The sequence below is a fragment of the Streptomyces sp. JLBG701 genome (assembly GCF_058544905.1).
In genome coordinates this window covers 6145915-6171744 of record NZ_CM178588.1, presented here as the reverse complement: position 1 = coordinate 6171744, position 25830 = coordinate 6145915, and the positions used below count along the sequence as shown (strand labels likewise).

At 69.5% G+C, this 25830-nt stretch carries 29 protein-coding genes; 11 read left to right on the top strand and 18 right to left on the bottom strand.

What is annotated here, in order from left to right; all coding sequences use genetic code 11:
- Nucleotides 1–33 precede the first annotated feature (33 nt).
- Genes AC5DRG_RS28590 through AC5DRG_RS28580 form a run of 3 tightly spaced genes read right to left on the bottom strand, consistent with a single transcriptional unit; the run spans nucleotide 34 to nucleotide 2511 of the window.
- A complete protein-coding gene (locus AC5DRG_RS28590; RefSeq protein WP_491813184.1) occupies nucleotides 34–765 on the bottom strand; it encodes a WbqC family protein in 732 nt (243 codons plus the stop codon).
- 16 nt (nucleotides 766–781) lie between these two features.
- On the bottom strand, nucleotides 782–1471 hold the full coding sequence (locus AC5DRG_RS28585; protein WP_491802312.1) for a YdcF family protein: 690 nt from the start codon (nucleotides 1469–1471) through the stop codon (nucleotides 782–784).
- Complete coding sequence (locus AC5DRG_RS28580) at nucleotides 1468–2511, bottom strand: hypothetical protein (protein ID WP_491802311.1); 1044 nt, start codon at nucleotides 2509–2511, stop codon at nucleotides 1468–1470. Before AC5DRG_RS28580 ends, AC5DRG_RS28585 begins: the two co-directional genes overlap by 4 nt.
- A 120-nt stretch (nucleotides 2512–2631) precedes the next feature.
- On the opposite strand from AC5DRG_RS28580, the gene AC5DRG_RS28575 reads away from it, so the two are divergent.
- From AC5DRG_RS28575 to AC5DRG_RS28560, 4 genes are read left to right on the top strand one after another with little or no spacing between them, the layout of a single operon-like run.
- Nucleotides 2632–3036, top strand: a complete 405-nt coding sequence (locus AC5DRG_RS28575; RefSeq protein WP_491802310.1) for a recombinase family protein — start codon at nucleotides 2632–2634, stop codon at nucleotides 3034–3036.
- Complete coding sequence (locus tag AC5DRG_RS28570; RefSeq protein WP_491802309.1) at nucleotides 3036–3437, top strand: hypothetical protein; 402 nt, start codon at nucleotides 3036–3038, stop codon at nucleotides 3435–3437. Before AC5DRG_RS28575 ends, AC5DRG_RS28570 begins: the two co-directional genes overlap by 1 nt.
- A 48-nt stretch (nucleotides 3438–3485) precedes the next feature.
- A complete protein-coding gene (locus AC5DRG_RS28565) occupies nucleotides 3486–4607 on the top strand; it encodes a hypothetical protein (RefSeq protein ID WP_491802308.1) in 1122 nt (373 codons plus the stop codon).
- Nucleotides 4604–4960 carry an ASCH domain-containing protein gene (locus AC5DRG_RS28560; protein ID WP_491802307.1) on the top strand — a complete coding sequence of 119 codons (357 nt, stop codon included), beginning with the start codon at nucleotides 4604–4606 and terminating at the stop codon, nucleotides 4958–4960. Before AC5DRG_RS28565 ends, AC5DRG_RS28560 begins: the two co-directional genes overlap by 4 nt.
- A 232-nt stretch (nucleotides 4961–5192) precedes the next feature.
- On the opposite strand, the gene AC5DRG_RS28555 is transcribed toward AC5DRG_RS28560, so the two are convergent.
- The 6 genes from AC5DRG_RS28555 to AC5DRG_RS28530 all read right to left on the bottom strand — a co-directional run bounded on the left by AC5DRG_RS28555 (nucleotide 5193) and on the right by AC5DRG_RS28530 (nucleotide 9311).
- Complete coding sequence (locus AC5DRG_RS28555) at nucleotides 5193–5387, bottom strand: hypothetical protein (RefSeq protein WP_491802306.1); 195 nt, start codon at nucleotides 5385–5387, stop codon at nucleotides 5193–5195.
- A gap of 4 nt (nucleotides 5388–5391) precedes the next feature.
- Nucleotides 5392–5859 (bottom strand): hypothetical protein, encoded by a 468-nt coding sequence (locus AC5DRG_RS28550; RefSeq protein ID WP_491802305.1) that lies wholly within the window; start codon nucleotides 5857–5859, stop codon nucleotides 5392–5394.
- A 108-nt stretch (nucleotides 5860–5967) separates the two neighbouring features.
- Complete coding sequence (locus AC5DRG_RS28545) at nucleotides 5968–6927, bottom strand: NADP-dependent oxidoreductase (protein WP_491802304.1); 960 nt, start codon at nucleotides 6925–6927, stop codon at nucleotides 5968–5970.
- Nucleotides 6927–7832, bottom strand: coding sequence for a nitroreductase/quinone reductase family protein (locus AC5DRG_RS28540; RefSeq protein WP_491802303.1), 906 nt, complete (start codon nucleotides 7830–7832; stop codon nucleotides 6927–6929). Before AC5DRG_RS28540 ends, AC5DRG_RS28545 begins: the two co-directional genes overlap by 1 nt.
- A 1-nt stretch (nucleotide 7833) precedes the next feature.
- Nucleotides 7834–8535 carry an NADPH-dependent F420 reductase gene (locus tag AC5DRG_RS28535; protein WP_491813183.1) on the bottom strand — a complete coding sequence of 234 codons (702 nt, stop codon included), beginning with the start codon at nucleotides 8533–8535 and terminating at the stop codon, nucleotides 7834–7836.
- Complete coding sequence (locus AC5DRG_RS28530; protein ID WP_491802302.1) at nucleotides 8532–9311, bottom strand: 3-oxoacyl-ACP reductase family protein; 780 nt, start codon at nucleotides 9309–9311, stop codon at nucleotides 8532–8534. The genes AC5DRG_RS28535 and AC5DRG_RS28530 overlap by 4 nt, the downstream gene beginning before the upstream one ends.
- 123 nt (nucleotides 9312–9434) lie before the next feature.
- Here AC5DRG_RS28530 and AC5DRG_RS28525 point away from each other — a divergent pair, with 123 nt between their 5' ends.
- Nucleotides 9435–10028, top strand: a complete 594-nt coding sequence (locus AC5DRG_RS28525) for a TetR/AcrR family transcriptional regulator (protein ID WP_491802301.1) — start codon at nucleotides 9435–9437, stop codon at nucleotides 10026–10028.
- 23 nt (nucleotides 10029–10051) lie between these two features.
- On the opposite strand, the gene AC5DRG_RS28520 is transcribed toward AC5DRG_RS28525, so the two are convergent.
- The 4 genes from AC5DRG_RS28520 to AC5DRG_RS28505 all read right to left on the bottom strand — a co-directional run bounded on the left by AC5DRG_RS28520 (nucleotide 10052) and on the right by AC5DRG_RS28505 (nucleotide 15912).
- Nucleotides 10052–10885: an alpha/beta fold hydrolase gene (locus AC5DRG_RS28520; protein ID WP_491802300.1), complete on the bottom strand. Its 834-nt coding sequence runs from the start codon at nucleotides 10883–10885 to the stop codon at nucleotides 10052–10054.
- Nucleotide 10886: 1 nt separating this feature from the next.
- Nucleotides 10887–11741, bottom strand: coding sequence for an alpha/beta fold hydrolase (locus tag AC5DRG_RS28515; protein WP_491802299.1), 855 nt, complete (start codon nucleotides 11739–11741; stop codon nucleotides 10887–10889).
- Between the two features lie 132 nt (nucleotides 11742–11873).
- Nucleotides 11874–12677, bottom strand: coding sequence for an alpha/beta hydrolase (locus AC5DRG_RS28510; protein WP_491802298.1), 804 nt, complete (start codon nucleotides 12675–12677; stop codon nucleotides 11874–11876).
- Between the two features lie 451 nt (nucleotides 12678–13128).
- Complete coding sequence (locus AC5DRG_RS28505) at nucleotides 13129–15912, bottom strand: helix-turn-helix transcriptional regulator (RefSeq protein ID WP_491802297.1); 2784 nt, start codon at nucleotides 15910–15912, stop codon at nucleotides 13129–13131.
- A gap of 459 nt (nucleotides 15913–16371) precedes the next feature.
- Here AC5DRG_RS28505 and AC5DRG_RS28500 point away from each other — a divergent pair, with 459 nt between their 5' ends.
- On the top strand, nucleotides 16372–17280 hold the full coding sequence (locus AC5DRG_RS28500) for a helix-turn-helix domain-containing protein (RefSeq protein WP_405536125.1): 909 nt from the start codon (nucleotides 16372–16374) through the stop codon (nucleotides 17278–17280).
- Nucleotides 17280–18248 carry an alpha/beta hydrolase gene (locus AC5DRG_RS28495; RefSeq protein ID WP_491802296.1) on the top strand — a complete coding sequence of 323 codons (969 nt, stop codon included), beginning with the start codon at nucleotides 17280–17282 and terminating at the stop codon, nucleotides 18246–18248. Before AC5DRG_RS28500 ends, AC5DRG_RS28495 begins: the two co-directional genes overlap by 1 nt.
- Before the next feature lie 225 nt (nucleotides 18249–18473).
- Here the strand turns inward: AC5DRG_RS28495 and AC5DRG_RS28490 are convergent, their stop codons facing one another.
- Together AC5DRG_RS28490 and AC5DRG_RS28485 are read right to left on the bottom strand one after the other, a co-directional pair.
- Entirely contained in the window at nucleotides 18474–18998 is a 525-nt protein-coding gene (locus tag AC5DRG_RS28490) for a SigE family RNA polymerase sigma factor (RefSeq protein ID WP_491813182.1), read from the bottom strand.
- Between the two features lie 218 nt (nucleotides 18999–19216).
- A complete protein-coding gene (locus AC5DRG_RS28485) occupies nucleotides 19217–20059 on the bottom strand; it encodes a sigma factor-like helix-turn-helix DNA-binding protein (RefSeq protein ID WP_491802295.1) in 843 nt (280 codons plus the stop codon).
- A 247-nt stretch (nucleotides 20060–20306) separates the two neighbouring features.
- Here AC5DRG_RS28485 and AC5DRG_RS28480 point away from each other — a divergent pair, with 247 nt between their 5' ends.
- Entirely contained in the window at nucleotides 20307–20507 is a 201-nt protein-coding gene (locus AC5DRG_RS28480; protein ID WP_491802294.1) for a hypothetical protein, read from the top strand.
- Nucleotides 20508–20962: 455 nt separating this feature from the next.
- Here AC5DRG_RS28480 and AC5DRG_RS28475 read toward each other — a convergent pair whose 3' ends face one another.
- The gene (locus tag AC5DRG_RS28475; RefSeq protein WP_491802293.1) at nucleotides 20963–21406 is read right to left on the bottom strand and encodes a PIN domain-containing protein; all 444 of its coding nucleotides are present in this window, start codon (nucleotides 21404–21406) and stop codon (nucleotides 20963–20965) included.
- On the bottom strand, nucleotides 21403–21663 hold the full coding sequence (locus tag AC5DRG_RS28470) for a ribbon-helix-helix domain-containing protein (protein ID WP_491802292.1): 261 nt from the start codon (nucleotides 21661–21663) through the stop codon (nucleotides 21403–21405). Before AC5DRG_RS28470 ends, AC5DRG_RS28475 begins: the two co-directional genes overlap by 4 nt.
- Nucleotides 21664–21911: 248 nt before the next feature.
- On the opposite strand from AC5DRG_RS28470, the gene AC5DRG_RS28465 reads away from it, so the two are divergent.
- Complete coding sequence (locus tag AC5DRG_RS28465; protein ID WP_491802291.1) at nucleotides 21912–22226, top strand: substrate-binding domain-containing protein; 315 nt, start codon at nucleotides 21912–21914, stop codon at nucleotides 22224–22226.
- A 21-nt stretch (nucleotides 22227–22247) separates the two neighbouring features.
- Here AC5DRG_RS28465 and AC5DRG_RS28460 read toward each other — a convergent pair whose 3' ends face one another.
- A complete protein-coding gene (locus AC5DRG_RS28460; protein WP_491802290.1) occupies nucleotides 22248–22844 on the bottom strand; it encodes a helix-turn-helix domain-containing protein in 597 nt (198 codons plus the stop codon).
- Nucleotides 22845–22976: 132 nt separating this feature from the next.
- Here AC5DRG_RS28460 and AC5DRG_RS28455 point away from each other — a divergent pair, with 132 nt between their 5' ends.
- Nucleotides 22977–23621: a class I SAM-dependent methyltransferase gene (locus AC5DRG_RS28455; protein ID WP_491802289.1), complete on the top strand. Its 645-nt coding sequence runs from the start codon at nucleotides 22977–22979 to the stop codon at nucleotides 23619–23621.
- A gap of 70 nt (nucleotides 23622–23691) precedes the next feature.
- The gene (locus AC5DRG_RS28450) at nucleotides 23692–25287 is read left to right on the top strand and encodes an MFS transporter (RefSeq protein ID WP_491802288.1); all 1596 of its coding nucleotides are present in this window, start codon (nucleotides 23692–23694) and stop codon (nucleotides 25285–25287) included.
- The last annotated feature ends 543 nt before the right edge of the window (nucleotides 25288–25830 follow it).

Sequence of the window (25830 nt, the reverse complement as noted above, 5' to 3'; positions counted from 1 at the left end):
GGCGCTTCCTGAGTGAACCGTTCGAGCGTTTACTCAGGAAACGCTCCTCTCGTTTCCTGAGTAACCTGGCGCGATCCGAGGGGCGGCGAGTTGGCTCGCCAGTTCACCGGGGCCGACCGCGCTTAGCGCCCAGAGGCTGCTGGCTCGGCGGGCCCACAGCCAGCGCAAGTCATCCACAGGGGTGTGGAAGCGCAGCACGGGAATGCCGTGGGCATCGAAGGCGTCGGCGTCGAGATAGCGCAGCCCGCCAGTGCCGCACAGGTAGTGGGTGCTGCTGGTGGCTGCCGCGAGATCCGCCAGGCGCTCGGAGCGCCCTGGGCGGGTCGGGATCTCGCTGCTGTTCAACACGTCCCCTGCCCAGCCAAGGACCGTGAGCAGGGCAATCGTCGATCTTTTCGCGACGTCGGCCAGGCGGTCAGAGGTGTCGAGCATGTCCAAGACCGCGTCGAGGACATCGGACACGGCTTTCCAGTAGGGACTTCGGCCGTAGTACTGGCGCACGAGCAGATGGACCGTTCTGCGCGAGCGCTGGGGGTCGACGAGCCGCGCCTGGCTGATCAACGTCGAGCGCCCCTGGGGAAGATGCGTGGGGAGTGTGAGCCACTGCTGGCGTGCGGGCTCGTCCAGATCGGCGAGGCGGGCGCGGTGCTGGTAGTCGCGGCGCGCGAACTGGACGTCGTCCAGGACGATCCACCGGTCGGCGGCATAGAGCTTGGCCAGCGTGGACAGCCTCGGGAAGAGGTTCGGCTGGTGGATCGCGCACACCCCGCCCGGTGGCGGGTCAGGCGCCGATGAGGCGGCTGTCGAATCCGGCCCGCAGAAGGCGCTCGTAAGCGTCATGCACATCCCCCGGTACGTCCTGCTCGACGGCGAAGCCGAGCTTCGGGTACTCGATCACCCGCTGCAGGTCGCCGACGACCATGTCGACGACGAGCTTCTCGTCGCCGATGGACTTGATGTAGTCGTCCAACTCCAGTGGCTCGGAGGCACAGATGACCTCGGCCTCCGGCCACAGCTTGCGGCAAGTCGCGTAGGAGCGGCGCTCCATGTACGGCTTAGAAATCAGCAGCAGGGAGTCCACCTGGGCGTCGGCCTCGGTCAGCAACTCCCTTGAGAACGTGATGTTCTGGCCGGTGTTCACGGCCTTCGACTCCACGAGGATCGCCTCGTCCGGCACCCCCAGGCTCAACGCATGTTCCCGGTAGTGCACGGCCTCCCCGCGGGGGAAACGCGCCCGGGTGGTGGGGCTGTTGCCGCCGCTGAACACCACAACGGGGAAGAGGCCGGCACGGTAGAGGTCGGCGGCCGTGGTCGCGACGCCCAGGTCGTGGCTGCCGAGACCGATAGCTGCCGAACAGGGCCGCTGCTCGTGGCCCATCTGGTGGTAGTTCCAGATCAGCGTCGCGTCGTGGAACTGCTCGTCGGTGATCTGGCGCTGCTGGTGCTGCGGCACTGGCACTCCCTGGCTCATCCTTGCTGGCCCTTTCGGATGCCCTCGATGCTGCGCAGCTGGTGGCTCAGCCCGAACTGCTGGGCCACCTGTGCCGCCTGGTCGAGGACGGACAGCCCATCATTGCGGGTCGCCGCATCCGACAGAAGGATGTGCCCGTAGGCGGTGTCCAACCGCACGCGCTGCATCGGGGAGTCGACCGTGCCGGTTGTACGGGCGATGTCGATGTAGTGCAGGGCCTGGTCAAGGTGGCCGGCGCCGCGGTGGGCCAGGGCCAGCTTCTGGTGTGCCACGGACCAGTCCTCCGGCTCGCCGAGGGCCTCGAACTCGCAGGTGGCGGCCGTCATGACCTCGGTGGCGTAGTCGTTGTCACCCTCCTTGCTGAGCGCCGTACCCACCCACAGCCGAGCACGCGCCCGGTCGCGCCGGCTCAGTCGCTCGTCCCGGGCAAGCTGCTCGTAGTGGCGGGCGGAGGCTTCCAGTTGGCCGGACATCTCCTGCACCACGGCCAGGGACAGCTCGATCTGGGCCACCCGGCGCGGGATGTCGAGTTCACAGAACATGAAGCGCGCGGTGAGGTACGACTGGCGGGCGGAGAGCGGACCGAGAATCGCTCCCTGGTCTCGCTGCACATCCCCGAGCAACACCAGTGAACGCCCGTACAGGTAAAGGCCCTTGTCGTCGAGATCCCGGGGATCGTGTCTGCCCAGCCATCGGTTGAGCAGCGTCGAGGCGAAGGGGAAGTTCTGGCGGCTCACGCAGACCACGGCCCGCTCGATGTCCTCGGTCCACGTCTCGTAGTCCGCCGGCCGCGCGCTCTTCCGCTCCGGGAACAGCAGCGCTTCGAGCCGGGCGTGGGCGGCGGAGTCGGCGCGGGCGAGCGCGGTGTCGAGGATGGCCTGAGTATCGGGCCGGGGGTTTGTTTCGGTGCCCAGGCTCTCCCATTTGGCCACCGTGCGCAGGGCGACGCCGAGGTGTTCGGCGAAGGCGCGGGTGCTCATGCGTAGCGCGGCACGCAGGGCGCTCGCCTCCTGGCCACTCCACTGCTGCACGCTGACCACGGATCGCCTCCCTCCGCCACGTATGGAAGCACTCTCGGTGACCACGTGGGGCTCGAAGTGCAACGGAAGTACAACAGCAGGTCATTTCAAGGCCGTTCGCAACGGCCGACGCTCTTGGTCATGGACGACGAACCCATCACCGAACTCCGACCGGTCACCGGCCCGCGCGTCTTCGGCTACCTGCGCCACATCGCCGGAGGGACAGCCCGCCACACGGCACTCGCCGGCTGCCTCACCGAGTACTGCCGCAGCCACGAACTGACCCTGTGCGGCGTGTTCACCGACCGCGAGCCGGCAGTCGCCATCCGTGCCCCCGCCTTCGTCGGTCTTCTCGACGTCCTCGAACTGCCCGACGCCTACGGCGTCCTGGTGCCCGCGCTCGGCCATCTCGGCCCCAGGCCCGTCGCCGCTGAGCGGAAGCGGCAGATAACAGCAACCGGCGTCCGTCTAATCGTTGTTCGTTCCGCGAGGCCGTCGGCAGGCAGCGAGCGCAGCTTCCGCCTCCAGCAACAGGGAGGCACCTGATGTCCGTACGCACCGCGCTGCGCCGCGCCCCGATGGTCGGCGACATTCCCGGACTGCGCATGCTGCAAGTCGGCGACGAGTGGGACCTCGTACGAACGTCCGCGGAGATCGGTTTCCTGGCCCTGGCCCACCTCCGCGCCATCGGCGCCTCGATCGGCCCGGTGCTCTACGACGGCCCCAACGAACGCCTCTACTACGCGATCCAGACCGGCACCGCCGACCGATGGGACGACCTGCCGGTCCGGCACCTCTCCAGCAACGCATGGCTCGTGGCACCCGGCCTGGAGCTGATGGACGACTGGTTCGGCGGCTGGTGCGAGCTGCCGGACGACGACACCCTCACCGACCCGGACATCCTGCGCGCCGCGCTCCAACACCCGTACGTGGCCGACGCCCACTAGGCCACGACCACGCGCCCCCCGTTCCGACCCGACCGCAAGGGGACATCCGTGACGACCCACCCCCTCTCCCCGAACACCGTCCTGGCCAACGCCCTGCTCCGCACCGAGGACGTGCTGACCCCGCGCATCCTGGCCACTCCGCCGGCGCGGATCGTGCTCGTCGTCGGCACTCAGATCAACGGCGCCCCGCACATCGGCACCTCCCTCGTGCAGTCCCTGGCCTTCGCAATGGCCGCCCGCCTGCGCGACCGCTTCGGCATCCGAACCGAGGTCCTGTTCAGCGCTCTCGACAACGCCCCGTACCAGCTGGCCACCGACCCGGTCAGCGGTCACCACTACCAGCGGGCGTATGCCCAGGCCGCCGACACACAGCCCGCCACCGACCTCGTCGACGCCCTCTACCAGCCCCTGTTCACCACCCTGTCCCGACGACTGGGCATCCCGTACCGCATCGAGACCTACACCCAGCAGCAGGCCGACGAGCACTTCCGCCACACCTGGCTGCGACTGCTCCCCCGCCTCGACGCCGCCCGCTGGTGGCTCTCCCCCTCCACGGGCACCCCGCACCTCCGTGTCCCCTGCCCCCAGCCCGGCTGCGGCTGGGCCGAGAAACACGCCGAGCGCACCCGCGTACACCTCACCGACCGCGGCACAGCCACCGTCGCTGCCGTCTGCCTGCACCACGGCCCCTACCGGGCCGACATCACACCCACCGCCGGCGCCTACCTCGACCTGGCCACCCTGTACCGCAACCTCGTCAAGGAACTAGCTCTGACCAACCCGCGGGAGGGCGGCACCTTGCACGTCATGGTCAAGGGCGGCGACTGGATCTTCGGTTCCCTCCTCATCGACGAGGCCCTCCAAGCCGTTGGCCTCACCCGCGCCCAGCTCCCCGCCCGCCTGTTCTGCCCCCAGGTCGTCACCGACACCGGCGCCAAACTCTCCAAGTCCCTGATCCGCGAAGGACACGCCACCTTGCCGACAGGCGCGGCGGACTGGATGCTCGACACCCGGCAGTGGCCCGGCAACGTCACTGAGTACGCCGACCAACTGCTGGCCCTGACTGAAATGATGCTGTCCGACCCCCGCCACTTCTTCCGCTCGTACTCCGCAGCCGAGATCGGCCGCATGATGATCGCCCCAGCGCCCAGGAGCGTTCCCGCGCCATGACCGACACCACCGCCCGCGTCCGCGAGCTCAACCTCTACCGCCAGTACTTCGGTCTCGTTGCCGCAGGCACGAAGACCATCGAGGTACGGGTGAGATACCCGCACCTCGCCGACCTCGCCGCCGGCGACACGATCCGTTTCCGCATCAAGGGCAGCGACGAGACCTGCGAAGTCAGGGTCATCAGAGTCACTGAGTACGCCGACTTCGAGGCCCTGCTCGACGGCGAGGGGGCGGCCAACGTCAACCCGACCGCCACCCGCGACGAGCAACTGGCCAACATCCGCGCCATCTACCCACCCCAGAAGGAAGCCTTCGGCGCTCTGGCCATCGAGATCGCTCTGCTCCAGCCCTAATAGCCCAGCAGCCGTAGATCGGTCAGGCACGACCAGGTGTCAGAACGGCACGCAAGAAAGGCCCGGTCCGCTGTGTGGACCGGGCCTTTCGTGGTTCTTGGTGAATGCGTGAGTGACTTCCGCGTCCCGAAGGAAGCGGCCGTCTCTGCTGAGCGCTCAAACCCGCCTGTGCGTCGCCCTGAGCCACAACGCGGAAAGGGCGTACCAGTAGCTATTCCGGTACGCCCTGCTGTCAGCGCTTCTCTGTGGCACCGGGCGGCTGTACCGCCTTGTTGAGGGTGGGGGTGTCGCTCTTCTTCTCGGTCCCCACCAGGGCGGGGTTGAAGTGGGTGTCCGTGAAGCTCGACTGCGGTTGCGTCGGCGGGGCTGGGGCTGGTGCCGGAGGGGGAGAGGTGTGTCCCGCTCCTGCGTTCTGGTCGTCGCTCATGAGTTCAATCGTGCATCACGAGTGCGGCAGTGGACAGGACAAGCCCGACAACAAGTGACCACAGACTGATCGCCCACCATTTGGCCTTCCGCCGTTCCCGCTCCTGGTTCCTTTCAAAGATCACTACACGGGCCGCCGCCAACGCGGCCAACGCCTGCCCCTTGGGCAAACCAGCGTGGGCATCCAGCAACGGCCGCGCTTCAAGATCCCTATGATCAGCCACGCGAAACGTCTGCATGCCAGCTGCCAAGGCGAGCGCGTATGCGGCGAAGGCCAAGTAGGTCAAGACAGGCTGGTGCCTATGCGTCGCCAGGAACTGAGCAGCAGTCGCAGCGAACCCGATCAAGAAGACCGCTTTCGTGTCGATCTTCGCCAAGGAATCCGACTGGCGAGTCAGCCTCGACGCCAGCTCGCTGTTCAGCAGCTCCAAGGTCGCTTCCTGGCCATGCGGATCCGCCGGTGTCGTAGTCATGACCAGAGCCTAGGGCGGCCCTCCTGACCCTTGCGCTCAGCCGCAGACCAGGCGACAGCTCCAGCGGTGTCAGCCCCGAGTGCGGACTCCCCACAGTGAGTCGGCTGACTACGGCGGCGGCGTGACGGCCAGTGTGGGCTGCACGGCCCGGCTCATGGTCAGGACGATCTTCCCTCGCGTGTGGCGCTTGGTGAGCTTGTTGTAGGCGGAGCGTACGTCGGTGAGTGGGTAGATGGAGTCGATCGGGAAGACCAGGTTCCCTGCTACGGCCATCGCTGCGAGCTGTTCCCAGACCTCTGGGGTGTCTGCCTCGGCCTGTCCGATGGTGCGGACGCCGTAGCCGGCGACAGCAGTCCCGTCGGCGAGGGTGTTGATCCTCGACGGTGGGACGCCCAGGTCCAGTGCCGTCGCGACGTTGCCGCGTCCGAAGTGGTCGAGATAGGCGGTCACGGACCCCGATACCGCTTTACGGATGCGCTCGGGCAGGCCGTCGCCGTACTCGATCGGGATCGCGCCCAGGGATTCCAGGAACGGAAAGCTGCTGATGCTTCCCGTGGCCAGGACGGTGGCGCCCTTCAGGCGGGCGAGTTGCACGGCGATCGAGCCCACGCCGCCGGCACCCGCGGAGACGACCACGGTGTCGGCCTCGGACAGTGCGAGGGCTTCCACCTCGGCGTAGGCGGTGGCCCCGACTCCCGGAACAACTGCTGCCTGCGGCCATCCCAGCGTCGCAGGCTTGCGGGCGAGCCGGTCGGCGCCGGTGCGGACGAACTCGGCCTGTGCGGCGCGCGGTTGGAAGCCCATGACCTGATCGCCGGGCTGGAAGGCTTCCACGCCCGGCCCGACTGCGTGCACCACGCCTGCGTAGTCGTTGCCCTGCCCTTCGGGGAAGCGGGCAGGCCACATGTCGGCGAAGACACCCTCGCGGATGCTGATCTCGCCAGGGTTGATCGCGGCCGTTTCCACGGCCACGACCACCTCTCCCGGTCCCGGGGCGGGCCGATCGACGTCCACGACCTCCAGAACGTTGGGGCCGCCATAACGACTGAAGCGAATGGCTTTCGGCATCAGGGCCGCCTCTGAAGGACGTCGAAGGCAACGACGGGGATCACCCGGTCGATGTGCTTCTGGTACTCGGCGTACCCCGGCTGCCGCGCTACCACCTCGGCGAAGAGCCGGTCGCGTTCGTCACCTTCGGTGAAGGTGGCGCGGGCGGTGAGGGTCTCGGTGTCGATCTCCAGGGTGACGGTCGGGTTCTTGCGCACGTTGTGGTACCAAGCCGGGTGCTTAGTACGGCCGAAGTTGGAGGCGATGAGCAGGATGCGGTCGCCGTCGCGGTAGTAGGTGATCGGGGTCGTGGCCGGGTGGCCCGACTTGGCGCCGGTGGTAGTCAGCAGAGCCATGTCGGCGCCCTTGAAGACGCCCCCGACCTTGCCGCCGTTCGCGCGGAACTCCTCTTGGATGCCCCGGTTCCAGGCCCGCAGTTCCTCCGGGTCGGCGCTGCCGCTGGGGATGGTGTCGCTCGCGCGTGGGACGCGGACTGGGGGCGGGCCGACGACCTTCAGGCCGTACTCGCCCGCGCTGCTGATCGCGGCGTCCAGGTCGAAGGGCGGGGGGAGTTCGCCGGCGGTGGCGACCGGGGTGCCGTTGCGGGTGAACCATTCCTCGATGCCGGCGGGGGCGAAGGTGACGAGCATGCGCGAGGTGGGGCTGCGGACGACGTAGCTGTGCGGGACGCCGCGCGGGCCGAAGGCGACGTCGCCCGCGCTGAGGTCGTACTGCTCATCGCCGACGAAGAAGGTGATCTCGCCTTCCAGGACGGCCCAGATCTCGTCCTCCTGGGTGTGGACGTGCAGGGGTGGCGACTGCTCTTCGGGGTCGTGGAATTCCAGCTGGGCGGCCCGGCCCTGGGCCGCGTGGCCGGGGAGCTTCACCTCGACGGTGCCGCCGAGGAACCAGAGGCTGTCGCTCACGTCAGTTCTCCTTCAGCAGGCTCAGGGTGGGCAGCGGGCCTCCGGGGAACTGCTGCAGACGGCCGCCCTCGGCCAGCGGGCCGAGGTCGACCGCGGCCCATCCGGCGCGCTCGATCAGGCGGGTGATGCGGTCGTTGGCGCCCGCGTCGTCACCGGACAGGAAGATCACCCGGCGTCCGCTTCCGGAGCGGGGGTTGGCGCCCAGGACGTGGGGCGGCAGGGTGTTGAAGGCTTTGACGAGCCTGGCGCCGGGGACGAGGTCGGCGACGACCTCGCTGGAGGTGCGCCCGCCGAGGTTCGCGACCTTGAAGTCGGGCGGGCCGAGGGGGTTGGTGGTGTCGATGACGATGCGGCCCTCCCAGTCGGTGAGACCGGTGGCGCCGACGGCGTCCTTCAGCCGCTTCCAGGGCACGGCCAGGACGACGACGTCCTGCGCGGCGGCTTCCTTGACCGTCACGGCGGTCAGGCCGGGGCCGGTCGCGCCGACCAGTCCTGCGAGGGTGTCGGGCCCGCGGCTGTTGCTGATGAGAACGTTCTCTCCGGCGGCTACGAGGCGCTCGGCGAGGGCCGTGCCGATGGCTCCGGCTCCGATGATTCCGATGGACATGACGTGCTCCCTGAGGGGGGATGAGAAGTGATGGCGGGTGGAGGGCGCCGGGCGGGGCCGGGGGAATCCCGCCCGGCTGCTGCACGGGTGGGTCAGACGGCGAAGCCGCCGTCGACGTCCCAGCTGGTGCCGGTGATGAACCGGGCTTCGGGGCGGGCGAGGTAGGCGACCGCGCTGGCGATGTCGGCGGGCTGGGCGTAGTGGCCGAGCGGCATGAGCTGCTTCATGGACTCGGCGAACGGGCCGGCATCAGGGTTCATGTCGGTCTCGGTGGGGCCGGGCTGCACGGTGTTGACAGTGATGCCGCGCGGACCGAGCTCGCGGGCCAGGCCCCGGGTAAGGCCGGCAACAGCGGCCTTGGTCAGGGAGTACACGCCCACGCCCGGCACCGGGATGCGGTCGGCGTTGATGCTGCCGATGGTGATGATCCGCCCGCCCCGGCCGAGGAGGGGGGCGGCGGCCTGGATGGCGGTGAACACGCCACGCACGTTGACCGCGATCATGCGGTCGAACTCCTCCAACGGGAACTCCTCCAACGGTGCGACGTGGGCGACGCCCGCGTTGTTCACCAGGATGTCCAAGGCTCCAAGGTGCTGGACCGTCTCGGTGATCGCGGCGCGTACGGCGTCCTCGTCCGCGCTGTCCGCCTGGATCGCGAGCGCGCTGCCGCCCTGCTGGGTGATCTCTTCGGCGAGGGCTTCGGCGGTGTCCTTGGCGCTGGAGTAGGTGAAGGCGACGGCAGCGCCGTCGGCGGCCAGGCGGCGCACGATCGCGGCGCCGATCCCCCGTGAGCCGCCCGTCACCAGGGCGACCTTTCCGGTGAGAGGCGTGTGAGCGGTAGCGGTGGCCGCGTCTGCGAGCTGGGTGGTCATGACTGGTGGTCTCCGTTCCGACATCCATAATTCCGAACCGTTCGGTTACTATGTCGTGGTGGCTGGAACACGGGCCACGACCGATCCATTCCGCGGCGGCGGACTTCTTTTCGGGAGGCTTGGATGGCCAGGACAGGACGGCCCCGCTCCTTCGACACCGACGAGGCCCTCGACAAAGCGATGCGCCTGTTCTGGGCCGAGGGCTACGAAGGCGCCTCGCTGAACGAACTCACCGAGACCATGGGCATCAACCGGCGCAGCGTCTACGCCGCCTACGGCAACAAGGAGGAGCTGTTCCGCAAGGCCGTTGACCGCTACCTCGCAGGCCCCGGCGCATTTGTCGCCGAAGCCCTCGACCAGCCCACGGCCCGCCAGGTCGCCGAGACGATGCTGCACGGCTGTGCGGATGCCTACACCACGCCCGGCTGCCCGCGCGGCTGTCTGCTGGTGCAGTCCGCCCTCGCCTGCGGGCCCGAGGGCGAACCGGCCCGCGCCGACCTCGCCGCCCGCCGCGAGGCCGGAGTGGGCACGCTGCGGGAACGGTTCGAGCGCGCGCAACGCGAGGGGGACCTGCCCAAGTCGGCCGATGCCGATGCACTGGCCCGCTACCTGACCGCCGTGGGCCAGGGCATCTCGGTGCAGGCCGCCGGCGGCGCGGGCCGCGAGGACCTGCACCGCGTCGCCGACCAGGCTCTCGCCGGCTGGCCCGGCAACTGACCTGTGCCGCTCACGGCCGGTGGCTACTTGGCGAGGAAGGCCAGCAAGGCGGCGTTGACCTCCGCCGCGTGCGTCCAGAGCAGCCCGTGCGGCGCCCCGTCGATCTCCACGTACTCCGCGGACGGCAGCAGGGCGTGAAAGGGGCGGCCGGTCGCGTCGACGGGAAGGATCCGGTCGGCGGTGCCGTGCACGATCAGCGCGGGGACGTCGATGCGGGCCACGTCGGCGCGGAAGTCGGTCAGCCAGGTCGGCACGCACGCCACCGACGCGATGGCCGACGACCCGGCCGCCACCGACCAGCTCGCGCTCACCGCCTCGTTGCTGATCCGCTCGCCGAGGGTGTCGTCGAGGTTGTAGAACGCCTGGAAGAAGCCGGTGAAGTAGGCGTAGCGGTCGGTGGTGACCGCCTCCAGGATGCCGTCGAACACCGCTTGGTCGACGCCCGTGGGGTTGTCGTCTCTCTTGAGCAGGAACGGCTCCAGCGACGCCAGGAACACCGCCTTGGCAATCCGCCGCGAGCCGTAGGTGCCCAGGTAACGCCCAACCTCACCGGTGCCCATGGAGAAACCCACCAGCACGGCGTCGGTGAGGTCCAGGGTGGTCAGCAACCGGTCGAGGTCGGCGGCGAAGGTGTCGTAGTCGTAGCCCGTGGCGGCCTGGGAGGAGCGGCCGAAGCCGCGTCGGTCGTACGTGATGACCCGGTGCCCGGCGTCCAGCAGGGCGGGTAGCTGCTTCTCCCACGAGTGGCCGTCCAGCGGGTAGCCGTGGATGAGGACGACCGGCTGACCGCTGCCGTGGTCCTCGTAGTACAGCTCGATGGGGGCGCTGTTTTCCTCGCCGACGGTGATGTACGGCATGTCAGCTGGTCTCCTTCGCTGCGCGGCGGATGAGCCGGACGACGGTCTCGGGGTGGGTGAGGTGGACGGCGTGCGGGGCGTCGGCCTCCACGGTGTGCGCACCGGCGCGGGTGGCCATGAAGCGTTCGGCGGCGGGCGGGATGGTGCGGTCCGCGCGGGCGACGAGCGCGTAGGACGGTACGGCCTTCCAGGTAGCCGCCTGCGCGGGCTCGCCCAGCGCGATCGTGCTCGCCGGACGCTGTGTGGCCGCGAGCACGGCGGCACGCTGTGTCGACAGCCGGTTGCTGAGGAAGACGTCGCGGAACTTCTCGGCCTTGAGGTACAGGTCGATGCCGCCGTCGTAGGGCACCGGCTGCAGCGCGGTCGGGATCGGCGCGGTCGGGTCGTCACTCAGGTGCGAGCCGGGGAACTTCGCCGCGAGCGCCGCCGCGCTCTCACCGGCGTCGGGGATGAAGGCGGCCACGTACACCAGCGCCCGCACACGGTCGTTGCCGGCAGCGGCCTGGGTGATGACCGCGCCGCCGTAGGAGTGGCCGACCAGCACCAGCGGGCCCGGTGTCACCTCCAGCAGCTTGGCGAGGTAGGCGGCGTCCGAGGAGAGTCCTCTCAGTGGGACGGCGGGGGCGATCACCGGGTATCCGGCGTCCTGAAGGTGACCTACCACCGTGCTCCAGCCGGACGCGTCGGCCCACGCGCCGTGGACCAGCACGATCATCGGCCGGTTTCCGCCGCCGGTGGAGCGGGTGGCGGCGACCGCGTCGGCCAGCGGAGTGACCGCCATGGCCGCGCCGGCCGTCGCCGCGGCGGCGGCGAACGCCAGCGCCGAGCGCCGGGAAGGGGAAGAAGGGACGGACACGTGTTTCCTCCGGATCAGGTCAGCACAGTGGGTGCGAGCAAGGGCGTACGGCGGTCTCGGTCGGCGCCTTCGCGAGGTCGCCGCCGAGCCGCTTCGCGGCGCGGCCGTCGCGGTGGGCCGCGCCCGGGATCGTCAGGCGGGGCGGTTCTTGTCCAGCCAGGACACGGCCGCGTCCGCGACCTCGCGCCAGCCGTGGTCGAGGGTCAGGGAGTGGCCCCGGTCGGGGAACTCACGGATCTCCGTCACGGCCGTCGAGTGCCGGTACTGCTTCGCCGCCGACCGCACCACCGCCGGGGGCACGATGTGGTCCTTGCCTCCGGAGACGAACAGCAGCGGGCCGCGCGCGCTGTTGGTGGTGGCGACCCGCGCGGGCGAGGACGGGCTGAAGTTGGCGAACGCGGCCTCGAACAGCGGCCGGGCCGGTCCCGGGACGGCCCAGCGTGCGTACAGGTCGTCCGACTCGTCGGCGGGCAGGGCGTTGCCGAACGCGTAGCGGAACTGCTTGGCGTTCAGCGAGACGGCCTTGGAGCGGTTGCCCGGATTGCCCAGCGCCACGAACGACGAGCGCAGTGTGGAGACCGGGACCGGCAGCACGCCCTTGATGGGCGCCGGGTCGATCGCGACCGCGGCCCCGACCAGCTCCCTGCCCAGCAGGTTCTGTGCGATCAGGCCGCCGAAGGAATGCCCGATCACCACGGGCTTCACCGGCAGGTCGGCGATGATGCGGGCATAGTGGTCGGCGATGTCGGTGATCCCGAAACCGGCGGTGGCCGCCGGGTGCGCCCGGGTCTCCTCCGGGGTGTCGGCCACACCTGGCCAGCCCGGCGCGATCGGGTCGTAGCCGGCCTCCTCCAGGAGTTCGATCCAGCTCTGCCAGCTCGCCGGGTGGATCCACAGCCCGTGGATGAGCACCACGGGCACCGTACTGGGGGCCATGTGAGCCCTCCTCGTCTTCAGAACAGCGGAAGGGGAACCGGTCGCGCCGACCGGCCGGCACGAGCGGACCCGTCCCGCTTCACTTCTCCGACCGGACCCTCACAGCCTGGAACGAGCAGCCCGCAGCTCGCGTCTGTCACGTGACTGTTTCTGCACGGACAGACACCGCCTGACCAGGGACGTCCCCTCGGATCGACCGCCCAGGAGGCGTACGGCACGGCCGCTGCACCGACCCTGAGCAGCGCATCATCAGCCAGGGCAGCTCACACTCCGGGCCGCGTGTCGGTACGGGGCTCGCCCACTGCCGGCCGGTACGGAGAACCGGTCGCCGGTCGCCGGTCAGCCGGCAGGGGCCGCTTCGGGTCTGCACGACCTGTCCCGCGGGCAGGCTGAACACACGTCCCGCAACCGCGCAGCGGCCGTCGGGTCCCCCTGCGGAGGTGTCGGAACGTCAGTCGGCGGAGCTGTCGTCCCCGACGAGGTCACGGAGTTGGTGGCGGGAGGCGATGCCGAGCTTGGGGAACACCCGATACAGGTGGTGGCTGACGGTGCGGGGTGAGAGGAAGAGGCGCTCGCCGATTTCCCGGTTGGTCATGCCCTGGGCGGCCAGGTGGACGATCTGCTGCTGTTGTGCGGACAGTTCGCCCAGCGCGTGGACTGCCGGGGTGTCGCGAGTGACGCCGGCGGCACGCAGTTCGGTGGCGGTGCGGCTGGTCCAGGGTGTGGCGCCCAGACGCTGGAAGATCTCCAGAGCGTGAGTGAGGGGTGCGCGGGCGTCGTTGATACGGCCGTTGCGGCGCAGCCATCGACCGTGGGCGAGACAGGTCTGGGCGTGCTCGAAGGGCCAGGGCGCGAGTCGGTCGCCGGCCAGGGCCGAACGGAAGAGGTCGTCGGCGCGGCCGGTGTTGTCGAGGAGCGCCTGGGCGTGCCGAAGGCGTCCGTCGAGCCGGGCGGAGCGCGAACGGGGGAGGGTGTCCAGCAGGTTGGTGAGGATGACGCGCGCATCATCGGTGTGGCCGCTTCGTACAGCGGCCTGGGCGAGGTCGGCGACGGCGTAGGGAGAGGCGTGGAAATGCAGGGGGGTGCCGTCGGGGCGGAACAGGCGGCGTAGTGAGGTGAAGGCGGCGGCGTGGTCGTCGGTTGCGGCGAAGGCGAGGCCGACGGCCCAGTGGGTGCGTGCCCGGATCTGGTTCACCACCTCGTCGCCGGTGAGGTCGAAGACCTGTCCTGCGAGGTGGTGGGTCTGGTCGGTGTCGCCCTGCAGGGCGCACAAGGTGGCCTCCAGCGTCATCACGTACACCTCGGCGCGGCCGAGGGGCCGGGTGTCCGCAGCAGCGGTGGCCTCGTCGATGACGGCGCGGGTCTGGAGCCACCAGCCGTGTTCGAGGCTGGCCCAGCCGTAGGTGAGGGCCATCTGGCGGTTGCGGAACTCCGGCCGGTCGCGCGCCAGCGGGTTGCAATTACGGCCGAAGTGAAGTGCGGCGGCAGTCTCGTCGAGCAGCCAGGCCATCCCGGACAGCCAGATCCGCTCCCTCGGACTGTGCGGGGGGCTGCCCGGCGGGCGGGGGGCGAGGGCTTCGCGGACGGCGGCCAGCGCGTCGGTGCGGCAGGCCAGGGGATCGATGGCCGTGCGCACCCACAGCCGGGGTAACCCGCAGGCGTGGGGCATGCGGTCCAGTGCCGCATCGACCTCTCGACGGAAGGTGTCGTCTCCGGCGTGGTTCGCGACGGCGGCGCCGACGGCGAGTGCTTGCAGGGCGGCTTCAGGGGCGGTCTTGGTGAGGGACCGTGCGGTGGCCATCAGGTGGGTGAAGGCTTCGCCCTGGCGCAGGCCGGCCGACAGTGCCCAGCCGCGCAGCATCTCGGCCTGCCGGCGCAGGCCCTCGTCCACGGAGGTGTCGGCGGCGCGGGCGGCGAGCCGCTCGGCACGTTCGACATGGTCGTCGACGGCCAGGACGTTGGCGGCCTTGATCAGCCGTTCCGCCTGCTGAACAGCGGTGGTGCTCAGGGCCGCGGCACGTTCCAGGGCGGCTGCGGCGGATTCCGTCGCTCCCCGGCCGACGGCCCGTTCGGCGGTCTTTTCCAGGGCCGTCGCGGCGTCGTCGTCGGGGCCGAAGGCGGCCGCCGCGAGGTGCCAGGCCCTGCGGTCGAAGTCCTGGCTGAGGGCTTCGGCCAGGGTCAGATGGGCCTGCCGGCGTTCAGGCTGGCTCGCCGCCTGATAGACCGCCGACCGGATCAGTGGATGGCGGAAGGTGATGGTGCTGCCGCTGATGTGGATCAGGTCCGCCTGTTCGGCAGGCTGCCAGGTCACCGGATCGGCGGCGTCGGGTTCGACGCCCAGGACGATGGACAGGTCCGGGGCGTCGGCGGCTGCAGCGATCAGCAGCACGTTGCGGGTTGTGGGAGGCAGCATGGCGAGCTGGGCCGCGTACAGGCCCTCCAAACGGCGGTTGATCGGCAACGGGGCCGCGCCGAGCTGCTCGGGATCGGTGCAGCGGGCCAGTTCGACGAGGGCGAGCGGATTTCCGTGCGCATACTCCAGGATGCGGGCGCGGTGGCGTCCCGCGGGAGGAGTGGGCTGGGCGTCAAGCAGCGCATGGGCGGCCGGTTCGTCTAGCGGGGCCAGGGCGACGGCGCGCATGGCCTGACAGAGGGACTCCGGCAGGACCTCGGGCCGGCACGCGGCGAGGATGCCGATGGCTTCACCGTCCAACCGGCGTGCCAGGAACGACAGGGCGTCGAGCGAGCCGGAGTCGACCCAGTGCGCGTCGTCGACCACGATCAGCAGGGGCGTCTCGGTGGCGAGGTCGGACAGCAGGGTGAGGGTGGCCAGGCCCAGCAGCAGCCTGTCGGGGGTGTGGGCGGCCTGTTCTTCGTCGTCCTCCAGGCCGAACGCCGCCTCCAGCGCGTGCTTCTGCCGCGGAGGCAGGGCATGGGCGCGGGAGAGGACCGGCCGCAGCAGTTGGTGCAGGCCGGCGAAGGCGAGGTCGGCCTCCCCCTGGGTGCCGCGCACCCGCAGGACTCGCGTCCCGGCCTGCGCGGCGTGGGCGGTCGTCGCGTCCAGCAACACGGTCTTGCCGATGCCCGCCTCTGCGACGAGCAGGACAGCTGTCCCTTCGTCGGTGTGCTGCGCAGTGAGACACTGTCTGAGCAGGGCCAATTCACTGTCTCGGCCGACCAGTTCGACCGCTGTGCTCTTCGACGCGCCCCACGCGGACGCCTGGATCGAGTCCACCCCCACCACTGTGCCCGCCCCTTTCACCCTCAGGCCCCGTCCGGCCACTCGTGCATCGGCGACGAGCCGCAGACCCGGCCGCAGTGCCCCAGGCCGGTGGGCCACGCCTCGCGCAGAAGTCGTGGGCGGCGCTGACGTCGGCGGCAGCGCGCGATGCACCCTTGCAGGAAGAGAGTCCGGAACCTTGGCGGGTGCCTTCTCACCGTAAGCAGCACAACCGGACGTCTGCCTGTCCGCGGCGATACCCGTGCACGCACAGGCAATCCGCCTGCCGAACCCGTGCTGTGATGGAGACTGGGGAATCCGCAGCGCCGCCGCCGATGCCGGCGGGCGATGGCGACGCCCGCTCACACCGGCGCCGCCACCTGCCCTGTGCGGTGAGATGCCGGAGACGCCGCCAACGTGCGGCAGTGGTCACGCTACGGTGGCGTCGGCCCAGTCGGGACAGGAGCCGGAGGCATGGAAGAGCCGACCGCCACGCTGCCGCTGTTGGACCGGCGGGAGACGAACGATCCGTTACCGCCGTCGTGGCCCGAACCCCGCTTCGAACAATTCGCCCACATCCTGGTGGTCACCCAGCCGCAGGGACGCCCGTTCGTAGCCCGCCGCACCTGGCGGCACATCGCCGAAGACCCCGGCGAAAACCTGCAGTTGGCCTTCCTCGACTCCGGCCGCAGCCGACTCGAACAGAACGGCCGGGAGGTGTTCCTGGAACAGGGCGACTTCACCCTGATCGACTCCGCCCGCCCCTACGACATCGAGACCCCGACCGCGTTCGTCACCCGGGTCTTTCTGTTCCCCAAGTCCGCGCTCGGCCTGTCGGAAACGGACCTGACCCGGCTGACCGGCACCCCGCTGCGGCAGAACCACGCCCTGTCGGCGTTCCTCGTCCCGTTCCTGACCCGACTGTCCCACCAGGGCGCCCGGCTGCACCCGCAGACCCGCGACAAGCTTGTCGGCGAGGTCACCGACATCCTGACCACCCTGGTCGGCGAAGCCCTGCGCGAGATGCCCAGCGACGACGCCGCCCGCCACACCTTCGTCCTGCGCGTGAAGGCGTTCATCCTCGCCCACCTCGACCGCCCCGACCTCACGCCGGAACTGATCGCCACCGCCCACCACGTCTCACTGCGCTACCTGCACAAGGTATTCGCCGGCGAGGACACCACGGTGGCCCGCTTCATCCTGCGCGCCCGCCTGGAACGCTGCCGCCTGGAGCTGGCCAAGTACGACCCGCGCGACACCAGCGTCCGCGACCTGGCCTACACCTGGGGGTTCGTCAGCGCATCGCACTTCAGCCGCGTCTTCCGGGAGGCTTACGGCATGACACCGAGACAGTGGCAGCTGGCCGCGAAGGCATGGCGCTGATGAGCAATGCCAACCCGCTGGACCTCCCCCTCGAGCCCGAGGCCCAGGCGTTTGTGGAGGCCGGCGAGGTCATCCCCTACCTGTACACGGTGCCGCCCTCGGAGAAGCGCCGCATGCTCGACGAACTCCAGGCCCGCCCCACCCCACGCCCCGACGTGGAGGAGGAATGGCTGCTCGTCGACGACGTCCCCGTCCGTATGGTCCGCCCACCAGGGGTGACCGGCCCGCTGCCTACCCTGCTGTTCGTCCACGGCGGCGGCTGGGTCATGGGCAGCGCCGCCACCCACGACCGCCTGGTCCGCGAACTCGCCGTCGGCGCACACATCGCCGTCGCCTTCCCTGAATACACCCTCTCCCCCGAGGCCAAGTTCCCCACCGCCCTGGAGGAGTGCTGGAAGGTCGCCACCTGGCTGACCAAGCAGGCCCAGGCCCCCCTGGCCGTCGGAGGAGACCAGATGGGCGCCACCATCGCCTGCGGCCTCACCCTGCTCGCCGCCCGCCGAGGAGGCGTAGACTTCACCCACCAGCTGCTGTTCTACCCCGCCACCGACACCACCTTCGACACCGGCTCCTACCAGCAGTTCGCCGTCGGCTACGCTCTGCGCGCCCAGGGATACCGCGACTTCTGGGACCAGTACTGCCCCGACCCGGACGCCCGCCTCGACCCCGTCGCCGCACCACTGCGCACCAGCCCGGACGAACTGGCCCTGCTGCCGCCGGCCACCGTCATCACCGCCGAAGCCGACTGCCTGCGCGACGAGGGCGAAGCGTACGCCGGTGCCCTGCGCACCGCCGGGGTCCCCGTTCTCTCCGTCCGCTACGCCGGCGTCACCAACGGCTTCGTCATGCTCGACGCCCTGCGCGGCACCCACGCCGCCGACGCCGCCATCAGCCAGGCCGCCTCCGTCCTGCGTACGGCCCTGCACACGGACCCCTCACGGTCGGATCTCCGCCCGCCAGCGAGCTGAGCAAAGGCTGTCCGGTCACGGAGAGTCGCTCATACGCATTCATCCCCGTCCAGCGCCGTCCGTCATCTGCCCCTAACTCCACTCCACCGCAGATCAGGACCCTCCTGATCCCTCCCGAACCCCAGACGAATATTCAGAAAGCGTGTTGGTGACCCCATCCGGGCATGTCGGGCGTCGCCCCACCAGCGGGACAAAGCGGCGAACCATCTCGCCTGAGCAACCGGACTAGGCCGGGCTCTCCATGGCCACGCGCAGGCTGGCGATCCCGCGGGATCTGTACGCCTTGACCGCTCCGAGGCTGATGCCCAGCGTCTCCGCGACCTGGGCCTCCGTCATATCGACGAAGTAGCACAGCACCAAGACCTCCCGCTGCCTGCGCTGAAGGGACTTCATCGCCCTGATGAGCGAATCTCGCTCCAACTGGTCATATGCGCCCTCCTCGGCGCTCGCCATGTCAGGCATCGGCTTGGACAGCAGCTTCAGGCCGAGGAGGCGTCGGCGCAGTACCGAGCGCGAAAGGTTCACAACCGTCTGCCGCAGTTGTGTGAGGACCTTCTCCGGGTCACGCGTCCGCCTGTTACCGGAGTGCACCCGAATGAACGCCTCTTGAACGACGTCCTCACAAGAGGTGGTGTCGTCGAGGAGGAGAGCCGCAAGCGTTACCAGAGAGCGGTAGTGGCTCCGATACAAGTTGACGAGCGCGTCCGTGGCACGCTCCGGCGAGACGTCCAGGTTCTGGTGCGTACGCACTTCACGACTGCCGACGGAGGAGCGGTCCAAGGCATCCAGAAACCGGCCCGTCCGGTGCCCAGGGCTGTCTTCCGGAAGCGCGCTCCAGTCGCCGTCGGCAGCCTGGATCTGCCGAATGCCGGTGCGGGTGAGCTGTGCGTCTTCGGCGTCCGAGCTCTGCCGCGCGCTCTCCTCTGCGCGGTCCACCAGCCCAGGGTCCAGGCGACGTCGCACTGCGGTCATGGCTGGACCTCCTCCCACAATTGGTTTCCACGCAAGGCACGGCGCAAGCGGTACAGGCGTGCTCTCACACGGTCCGCGGGCAAAGCAAGCCTCGACGCGATCTCGGCAGGTCCGTGGCCCTCGATCCGCAGCTCGACAATCCGCCTGTTCGTCTCCTCCAGGGTGCTGAGGAATTCGGCCACAATGTCTTCGCCGACGACATCCCCCTCCACGTCGGCACCGACCTCCTCTAGCGGAAGCCAGGTGTCGATGTCGGCACCGGTCCCTCCCAGTACCTCTCTCTGACGGTGTTGGTACTCACGGGCCCACCGGGCATGCGTGTCCTTGAAGACCAGGATGATCGCTCCGACGAAGTAGCTCCTCAGCGAGGCGCCGCCTTCCGGATCCCAGCGTCCACCGCTCAGCGCGTGCCGGTGGAAGTGCTGCAAGCCGGCCGCGACAGCGTCGTGTGCCAACTGCTCCCGCGCGTCCATGTCTTCCCGGAGTAGTTCGCGCAGTTCCTCCCATCCTTTGACAGGACGGTTGCGTTCAGCGCAACGCCGGTAGATCTCGCCGGTGATGAGCCATCGGCGCATCACTGGCCGCCCGTACGCTGCCAGTTCATTGCAGAAGATCTCGTACCGCACGCCGACGAAGCCGTCGCTCTTGAGCTCGGCGAACAGTTCGCGATCGGCCAGGAGACGTGAGGTCTGGTCGGGGGAACTCCCCGTCAGACTTTCGAGGTTGAGGGTGCCTCCGGGGATGACATCGGCCAGCGCCATCGAAGCGGACGACGTCGTCGGATCCATGACCAGTTGAGGCTGGCGACGCGACACGCTGCCGGACGCCTCGCTCCTCATCCGACCTCCCTGCGCGATGTCGCTACGCGGTCCCCTCCGCGACACCGCAGCCAGCTACTCCACTTGTAGGGCAGGCGGTTGCCCGGCTGTGACGCGAATTTCAAAAAAATCTTGGCCACCTTGAAAAACGGCGTCACACCCGCCCCACCGGAGTCCCTATAGCTCGAACAACAGGGCGTCGAGGAACGCCCCTCGTGACCCATCTGCCCCGTCGAGACCTCAGCCGCCACCTATGGAGAACCACACCGTGAACCCAGCCGACCGCGATCCTTCCGGCACCCCACTGCTGACGCTGCGGGCCGCTGTCATCCTGCTCCTGGGAGTACTGAGCGGTGTCGGTGCAGGGATCCTCACGTTCTTCACCGGCAACGACCTCGCCACCTGCGCCATGGCAGGGTGCGGCTCCGGTGCCATGGCCGTGCTCTTCTTCCACAGCATCATCAACTGAACCGGCACGCACCTGCCCCTCTCCATCGCGACTGCAATGCCCGGTTCCGGCCGCCCGATGAAGCAGGACGCGGCACGATGGTTCGGGCTTGTCGGCGACCGCGATCGGGGCCCTGGATGCGTCCTGTGCCCAAGCCGTGCCCATAAGACCGGACAACCACGGTAAACAGCGGTGCGAAACCACTCCGTGAAGCTGCACCGAAAGCGCTGTACACCCAGGTCAGAAGCCATGTCCCCGGTCAAGCGCCGTCGCTTCCCAAGCTGAGAGTGCGAGTTCGATTCTCGTCACCCGCTCTTTTCGAAGCCCCAGGTCAGCGACCTGGGGCTTGTTTGTTGGTAAGCAGTTTCGGCGTTTCGCCTGCGGCCCTGCGCCGGACGCCACCCTGTATCGCACTTCGGCAGTCAGGGACACAAGTCCCTTGTAAGTGCAGGTGCTTGACCGCAGAGGATCTCGTGTCAGAGCGGGAGGTCGTCGGGCAGCACCCGGAACGCCTTGTGGCGGCCCAGCGGACGTACGGCCCGGAAGTCCCGGCGGTCGAGGGTGAGGATCGCGTCGGTGTCGTAGTCGGCGGCCAGCGCCACGTTCACCGCGTCGGCGAGGTCCAGGTCGAGCGCGCCGTAGCGGACTCGGACGGACTGCGCGGCGCCCAAGTGGTCCTCCGTGATCTCCGGCATCACGACCCGGCCCCGGCTCATCCAGCGCCGCAGGTCGTCGACCGCGCTCAGGGCGGCCTCGCGCCCCAACTCGCGCGTGGCCACGTGGTCGAGTTCCGCCAGCAGGAGCGGGGACATGACCAGGAGACCGGCCGCCATGATCGCCTCGTTCGCCGCTCCGTGCTCCGGGTGCGTCGAGTCGAGAGCGGCCAGGAGACCGGACGTATCCGCGATGACGATGATCACGCGGCGGATCCGGAGTCCGTCTCGCGGCGGACCGCATCGGTGACCGCGTCACGGACTTCACCCTTGGACGGCGTACGCCCCGGCCCCTCGAACGTCCGCGAGAAGAGCGGTTCGTCCCAGACCCGGTTCGCCATGGCCGCGAGATGGATCCCCTGACGGATGATCTCGGCCTCGCTTATGCCCCGCCGCTTGGCCGCCTCCTTGATGATCGCCAGGTCTTCGGGGTCGGCGTAGACGTTCGTGCGCTTCATGGACATGTACCAAGGCTAGTCCATGTACTGGATTAATGTATGAGTCGCCGTCCTCCATCGGACTGCCGAGCTGCCCTCGCAGGCCCTGTCGTGATGCCAGACCGATCCTGGGGAGAGGGGTACGTCATGGGGTTCGGCTTCCGTGTCGGTGCGCCTGGGATGAGTGTGTGTCTCCACGCGTGGGGTACGGACCTCGATCGGCCGCGCGCCGCAAGGCTCAGCGTGGGCAGTGGCGGTGCCAGGATGTCGACGCCATGGCCAAACTCCTCAGCCGGCCCGAACCGCCCACCGCCGTATACGCCCACTCTGACGAGGCCGCTCTCGGCGCGCTCCGCACCCTGCTCCGGGCGGGGCTGCGGAACCCCGACGAGCTGTCCGTCATCGGCATCGACGACCATCCCGTGGCCGAGCCGACGGACCTGACGACTGTGCGGCAACCGGTGGGGAACAGGGGGGAGTCGGCGGGGCGGATGCTGCTGGGCATCCTGGGCGGCGAGGAGACCGAACCGGACGTCGTCGTGCCGACCCGGCTCGTCATTCGGGGGAGCACTGCGCCGCCGCGTCAGTAGTCGTGGCCGAGTGCGGCCTTCCTACTCGGCCGGGCCGGGTCTCGGTGCTGCCCGGACGTGCGTGCGTTCACCTTGTCGGCCGATGAGGCTCAGGTACTCGACGGGACCGGCGCCGGTGGCGCCGAACCAGTGCGGGGTGCGCGTGTCGAACTCCGCGGCCTCCCCGGGCCTGAGGACGAGATCGCGTTCCCCGAGAACGAGGCGGAGCGTTCCGTTGAGGACGTACACCCAGTCGTAGCCCTCGTGGGTGCGCAGGTCGGGTTCGGTCTCGTCGCTTCCGGTCGGGAGGACGAACTTGTACGCCTGGATTCCTCCGGGCCTGCGGGTGAGCGGCAGGATGACCGACCCGTCGCTGCAGGGGATGGGACGCATGTTGATACGGGGGTCACCGGTCGGCGGCGCATCGACGAGCTCGTCGAGCGTGACCCCGTAGGCGCGAGCGAGCGGAAGCAGTTGCTCGAGCGTCGGACGGCGCAGGCCCGCCTCGAGCCGGGACAAGGTGCTGGCAGAGATGCCGGTCTCCGCCGCGAGGTCGGCGAGCGTGACCTCGCGACGCAGCCGAAGGCGCTTCAGTCTCGGTCCGACGGCGTCAAGAGTGCGGTCAATGGCTTCGTCCACCCTCCGATTTTGCCATTCGGCAACAACGATTGCACATCCGCCCTCTCCTGCGGCACGGTGCGGAACCAACCGACGACCGAGGAACACACCCGCTCGGAGAGTCGGAGAGACCGTCGCGAACGAGAAGGGCGGATGGTGACGTACGTATCCGACTTCGACAAGGACTTCTGGGAGCGGCACTGGCGGCAAGGGCGAGCCGACGGCCCGGCTTCCATGGGTGGCAACCCGCCGAATCCCTACCTCGCCCGTGAGGCCGGTGGCCTCGCGCCGGGAACCGCGCTGGATGCGGGATGCGGCGGCGGTGCCGAGGCGATCTGGCTCGCCTCCCACGGCTGGTCCGTCACCGCGGCCGACATCTCGTCCGAGGCCCTTGCTCGCGCTGCCGAGCGGGCGGCGACGAGCAGCGGCGCCGAGCGCCTGCGGTGGGTCGAGGCGGATCTGGGCACCTGGCGCCCGGACGAGCGGTTCGACCTGGTCATGACCCACTACGCCCACCCGGCCATGCCTCAGCTGGAGTTCTACGACCGCATCGCCGGATGGGTGGCTCCCGGCGGCACGCTGCTCATCGTGGGGCACCTGCACACCTCGGGCTCCGCCGGCCACGGGCACCACCCACCCGCGGAGGCATCGGCCACCTCGGCGGCCGTCACCGCGCGCCTGGACGGCGCGGAGTGGGAGATCGTCACCGCCGAAGAGCACCGCCGCACGCTCACCGGCCACGGGGGCCGAGCGGTCCCCCTCCACGTCGTCGTCGTGCGCGCCACCCGACGCCGTTAGCCCCACCGTCCCACAACGCCAGGGCCCCGGCTCCGGCGCCGATTCCCCCTGCCTTCCTGAAAGGATTCCCATGAGCACGAACCGGCCCTCGGTCGCGGCAGCCCCCGACCCGACCATCCAGGACCCGCGACAACGACGCACGATCCTGGCCGGGGTCTGCATCGCGCTCATGGCGGTCATCGCCTCGGTGTCCGGGCTGAACGTCGCCCAGTCGGAACTCGCCGTCGCCTTCGCCGCCTCGCAGACCGAGGTCCTGTGGTTCATCAACATCTACGCCGTCACTCTGGCCGCGCTGCTCCTGCCGCTCGGCGCGCTGGGCGACCGGTGGGGCCGCAGGCCGGTGCTGCTCGCGGGCCTGCTCGTCTTCGGAACGGCGAGTGCGGCGGCCGGCCTCGCCACGTCGTCCGAGATCATGCTCGCCGCGCGCTTCCTGAGCGGCGTGGGCGCGTCGATGGTCATGCCGGTCACCCTCGCCGTCATCACCTCGACCTTCCCGGACGAAGAACGCTCCAAGGCGATCGGCGTGTGGACCGGGGTCGCCGGCGGTGGCGGCATCCTGGGGATGTACCTGTCGGCCCTCCTGGTCGACCTGGCGAGCTGGCGGTGGCTCTTCGTCCTTCCGGTCGTACTCGTCGCCGTCGCCGTCGTCATGGCGCTGCGGTTCGTCCCGGACTCTCGCGAGGCGTCGGTGCACGGGTTCGACACCGTCGGTTCGCTGTCGTCCGTGGTCGCGGTGGTCGGGCTCGTCCTCTTCCTCCACGAGGGTCCCGCACGAGGCTGGACCGCGCCCGCGACGCTGTTGAGCCTCCTCGTCGGCGTCATCGCCGCTGCCGGATTCGTGGCATGGGAACTGCGCCGACAGGCTCCGCTCCTCGACGTCCGCCTGTTCCGCGAGCTCGGTCTCGCGAGCGGTTCCGTGTCGCTCCTGACGGTGTTCGGCGTGCAGGCAGGGATCTTCGTGGTCCTCTTCCCGTACTTCCAGGCGGTGCTCGGCTGGTCCGGCCTTCGCTCCACCCTGGCGCTCATGCCGATGGCGCTGCTGATGATGGCCGCCTCCGGCCTCGCCCCGCGGGCTGCCGTGCGCGTCGGCAGCCGCTCGACGATGGCCTCGGGGATCTTCCTGAGCTGCGCCGGGATAGTCCTCATGGCCACCTTCGTCTCCGTCGACGGCGGCTACCTCTCGGTGCTCCCCGGCATGCTCGTCATGGGAGCAGGCATGGGTCTGACGATGACGCCGTCCACCGAGGCCATCACCACCGCTCTGCCGCGGGAACGCCAAGGTGTCGCGTCCGCACTCAACGACGTCACCCGGGAACTCGGCACGGCGCTCGGTGTCGCGCTGCTCGGAGCGGTCCTGACCGCCGGCTACCGCAGCGCCATCGACTCCCGGCTCGACGGAGTGCCGGACGACGCCGCCGACACCGCCCGTGAGGGCGTCGCCAACACCCTCACGGCCGCCGGCGAAGTCGCCGGCCCCCAGGCGCAGGCACTGATCCGAGCAGCCCAGGAGTCCTTCGTCGACGGCTGGCGACAGGCCATGTGGACCGGCGCGGTGGTCATGGCCGTCCTGTTCTTCTACGTTCTCGCGCGAGGTCCGCGACAACGGCCCTCGGGGTCCGGCGGCAACCACCGTGCGGCCGACGATGCAGTCACCAACCTGGGCTGACCCGCCGAGGGGAGCGAACACCGGCCGGCTCCAGGACCTTCACCCGTAGCGGGTCGAGGGCACATCCAGGGCACATGAGCCCGGGAAACGGCGTTGATCCGTGAGAACTACCGAGAGGAGTTTCCGCAGGACCAGCTCTCGCTTCCAGGGCTCGGCCGCTCGTCGGCCGTCAAGAGGGACTCCATGCCTCCGACGCGACTGCGTGCCCACGGCGTGCCCTCAAGACCGGCAAACCACGGTCAACAGCGGTGCAATCCGGCCCACACGATCACCTCAAGGGCCAGGCATCTGCGCTGGTCAGAGCCCGGGAGCCCGCCCAAGCGCCGTCGCTTCCCAAGCTGTGAGTGCGAGTTCGATTCTCGTCACCCGCTCCATGACAAAGGCCCAGGTCATCGACCGGGCCTCTGTGCTGTCCAACGTGATGTCGGGTCCGACAGCAACCTCCTTCTGTCAGTCATGGTCGGCATGCAGGTGGAAGGGTCGCCCATCGCGCCTTCGGAGCCACTCGTTCCTGCCTGCGATGCTGGGCAGCCTCTTGCTCTT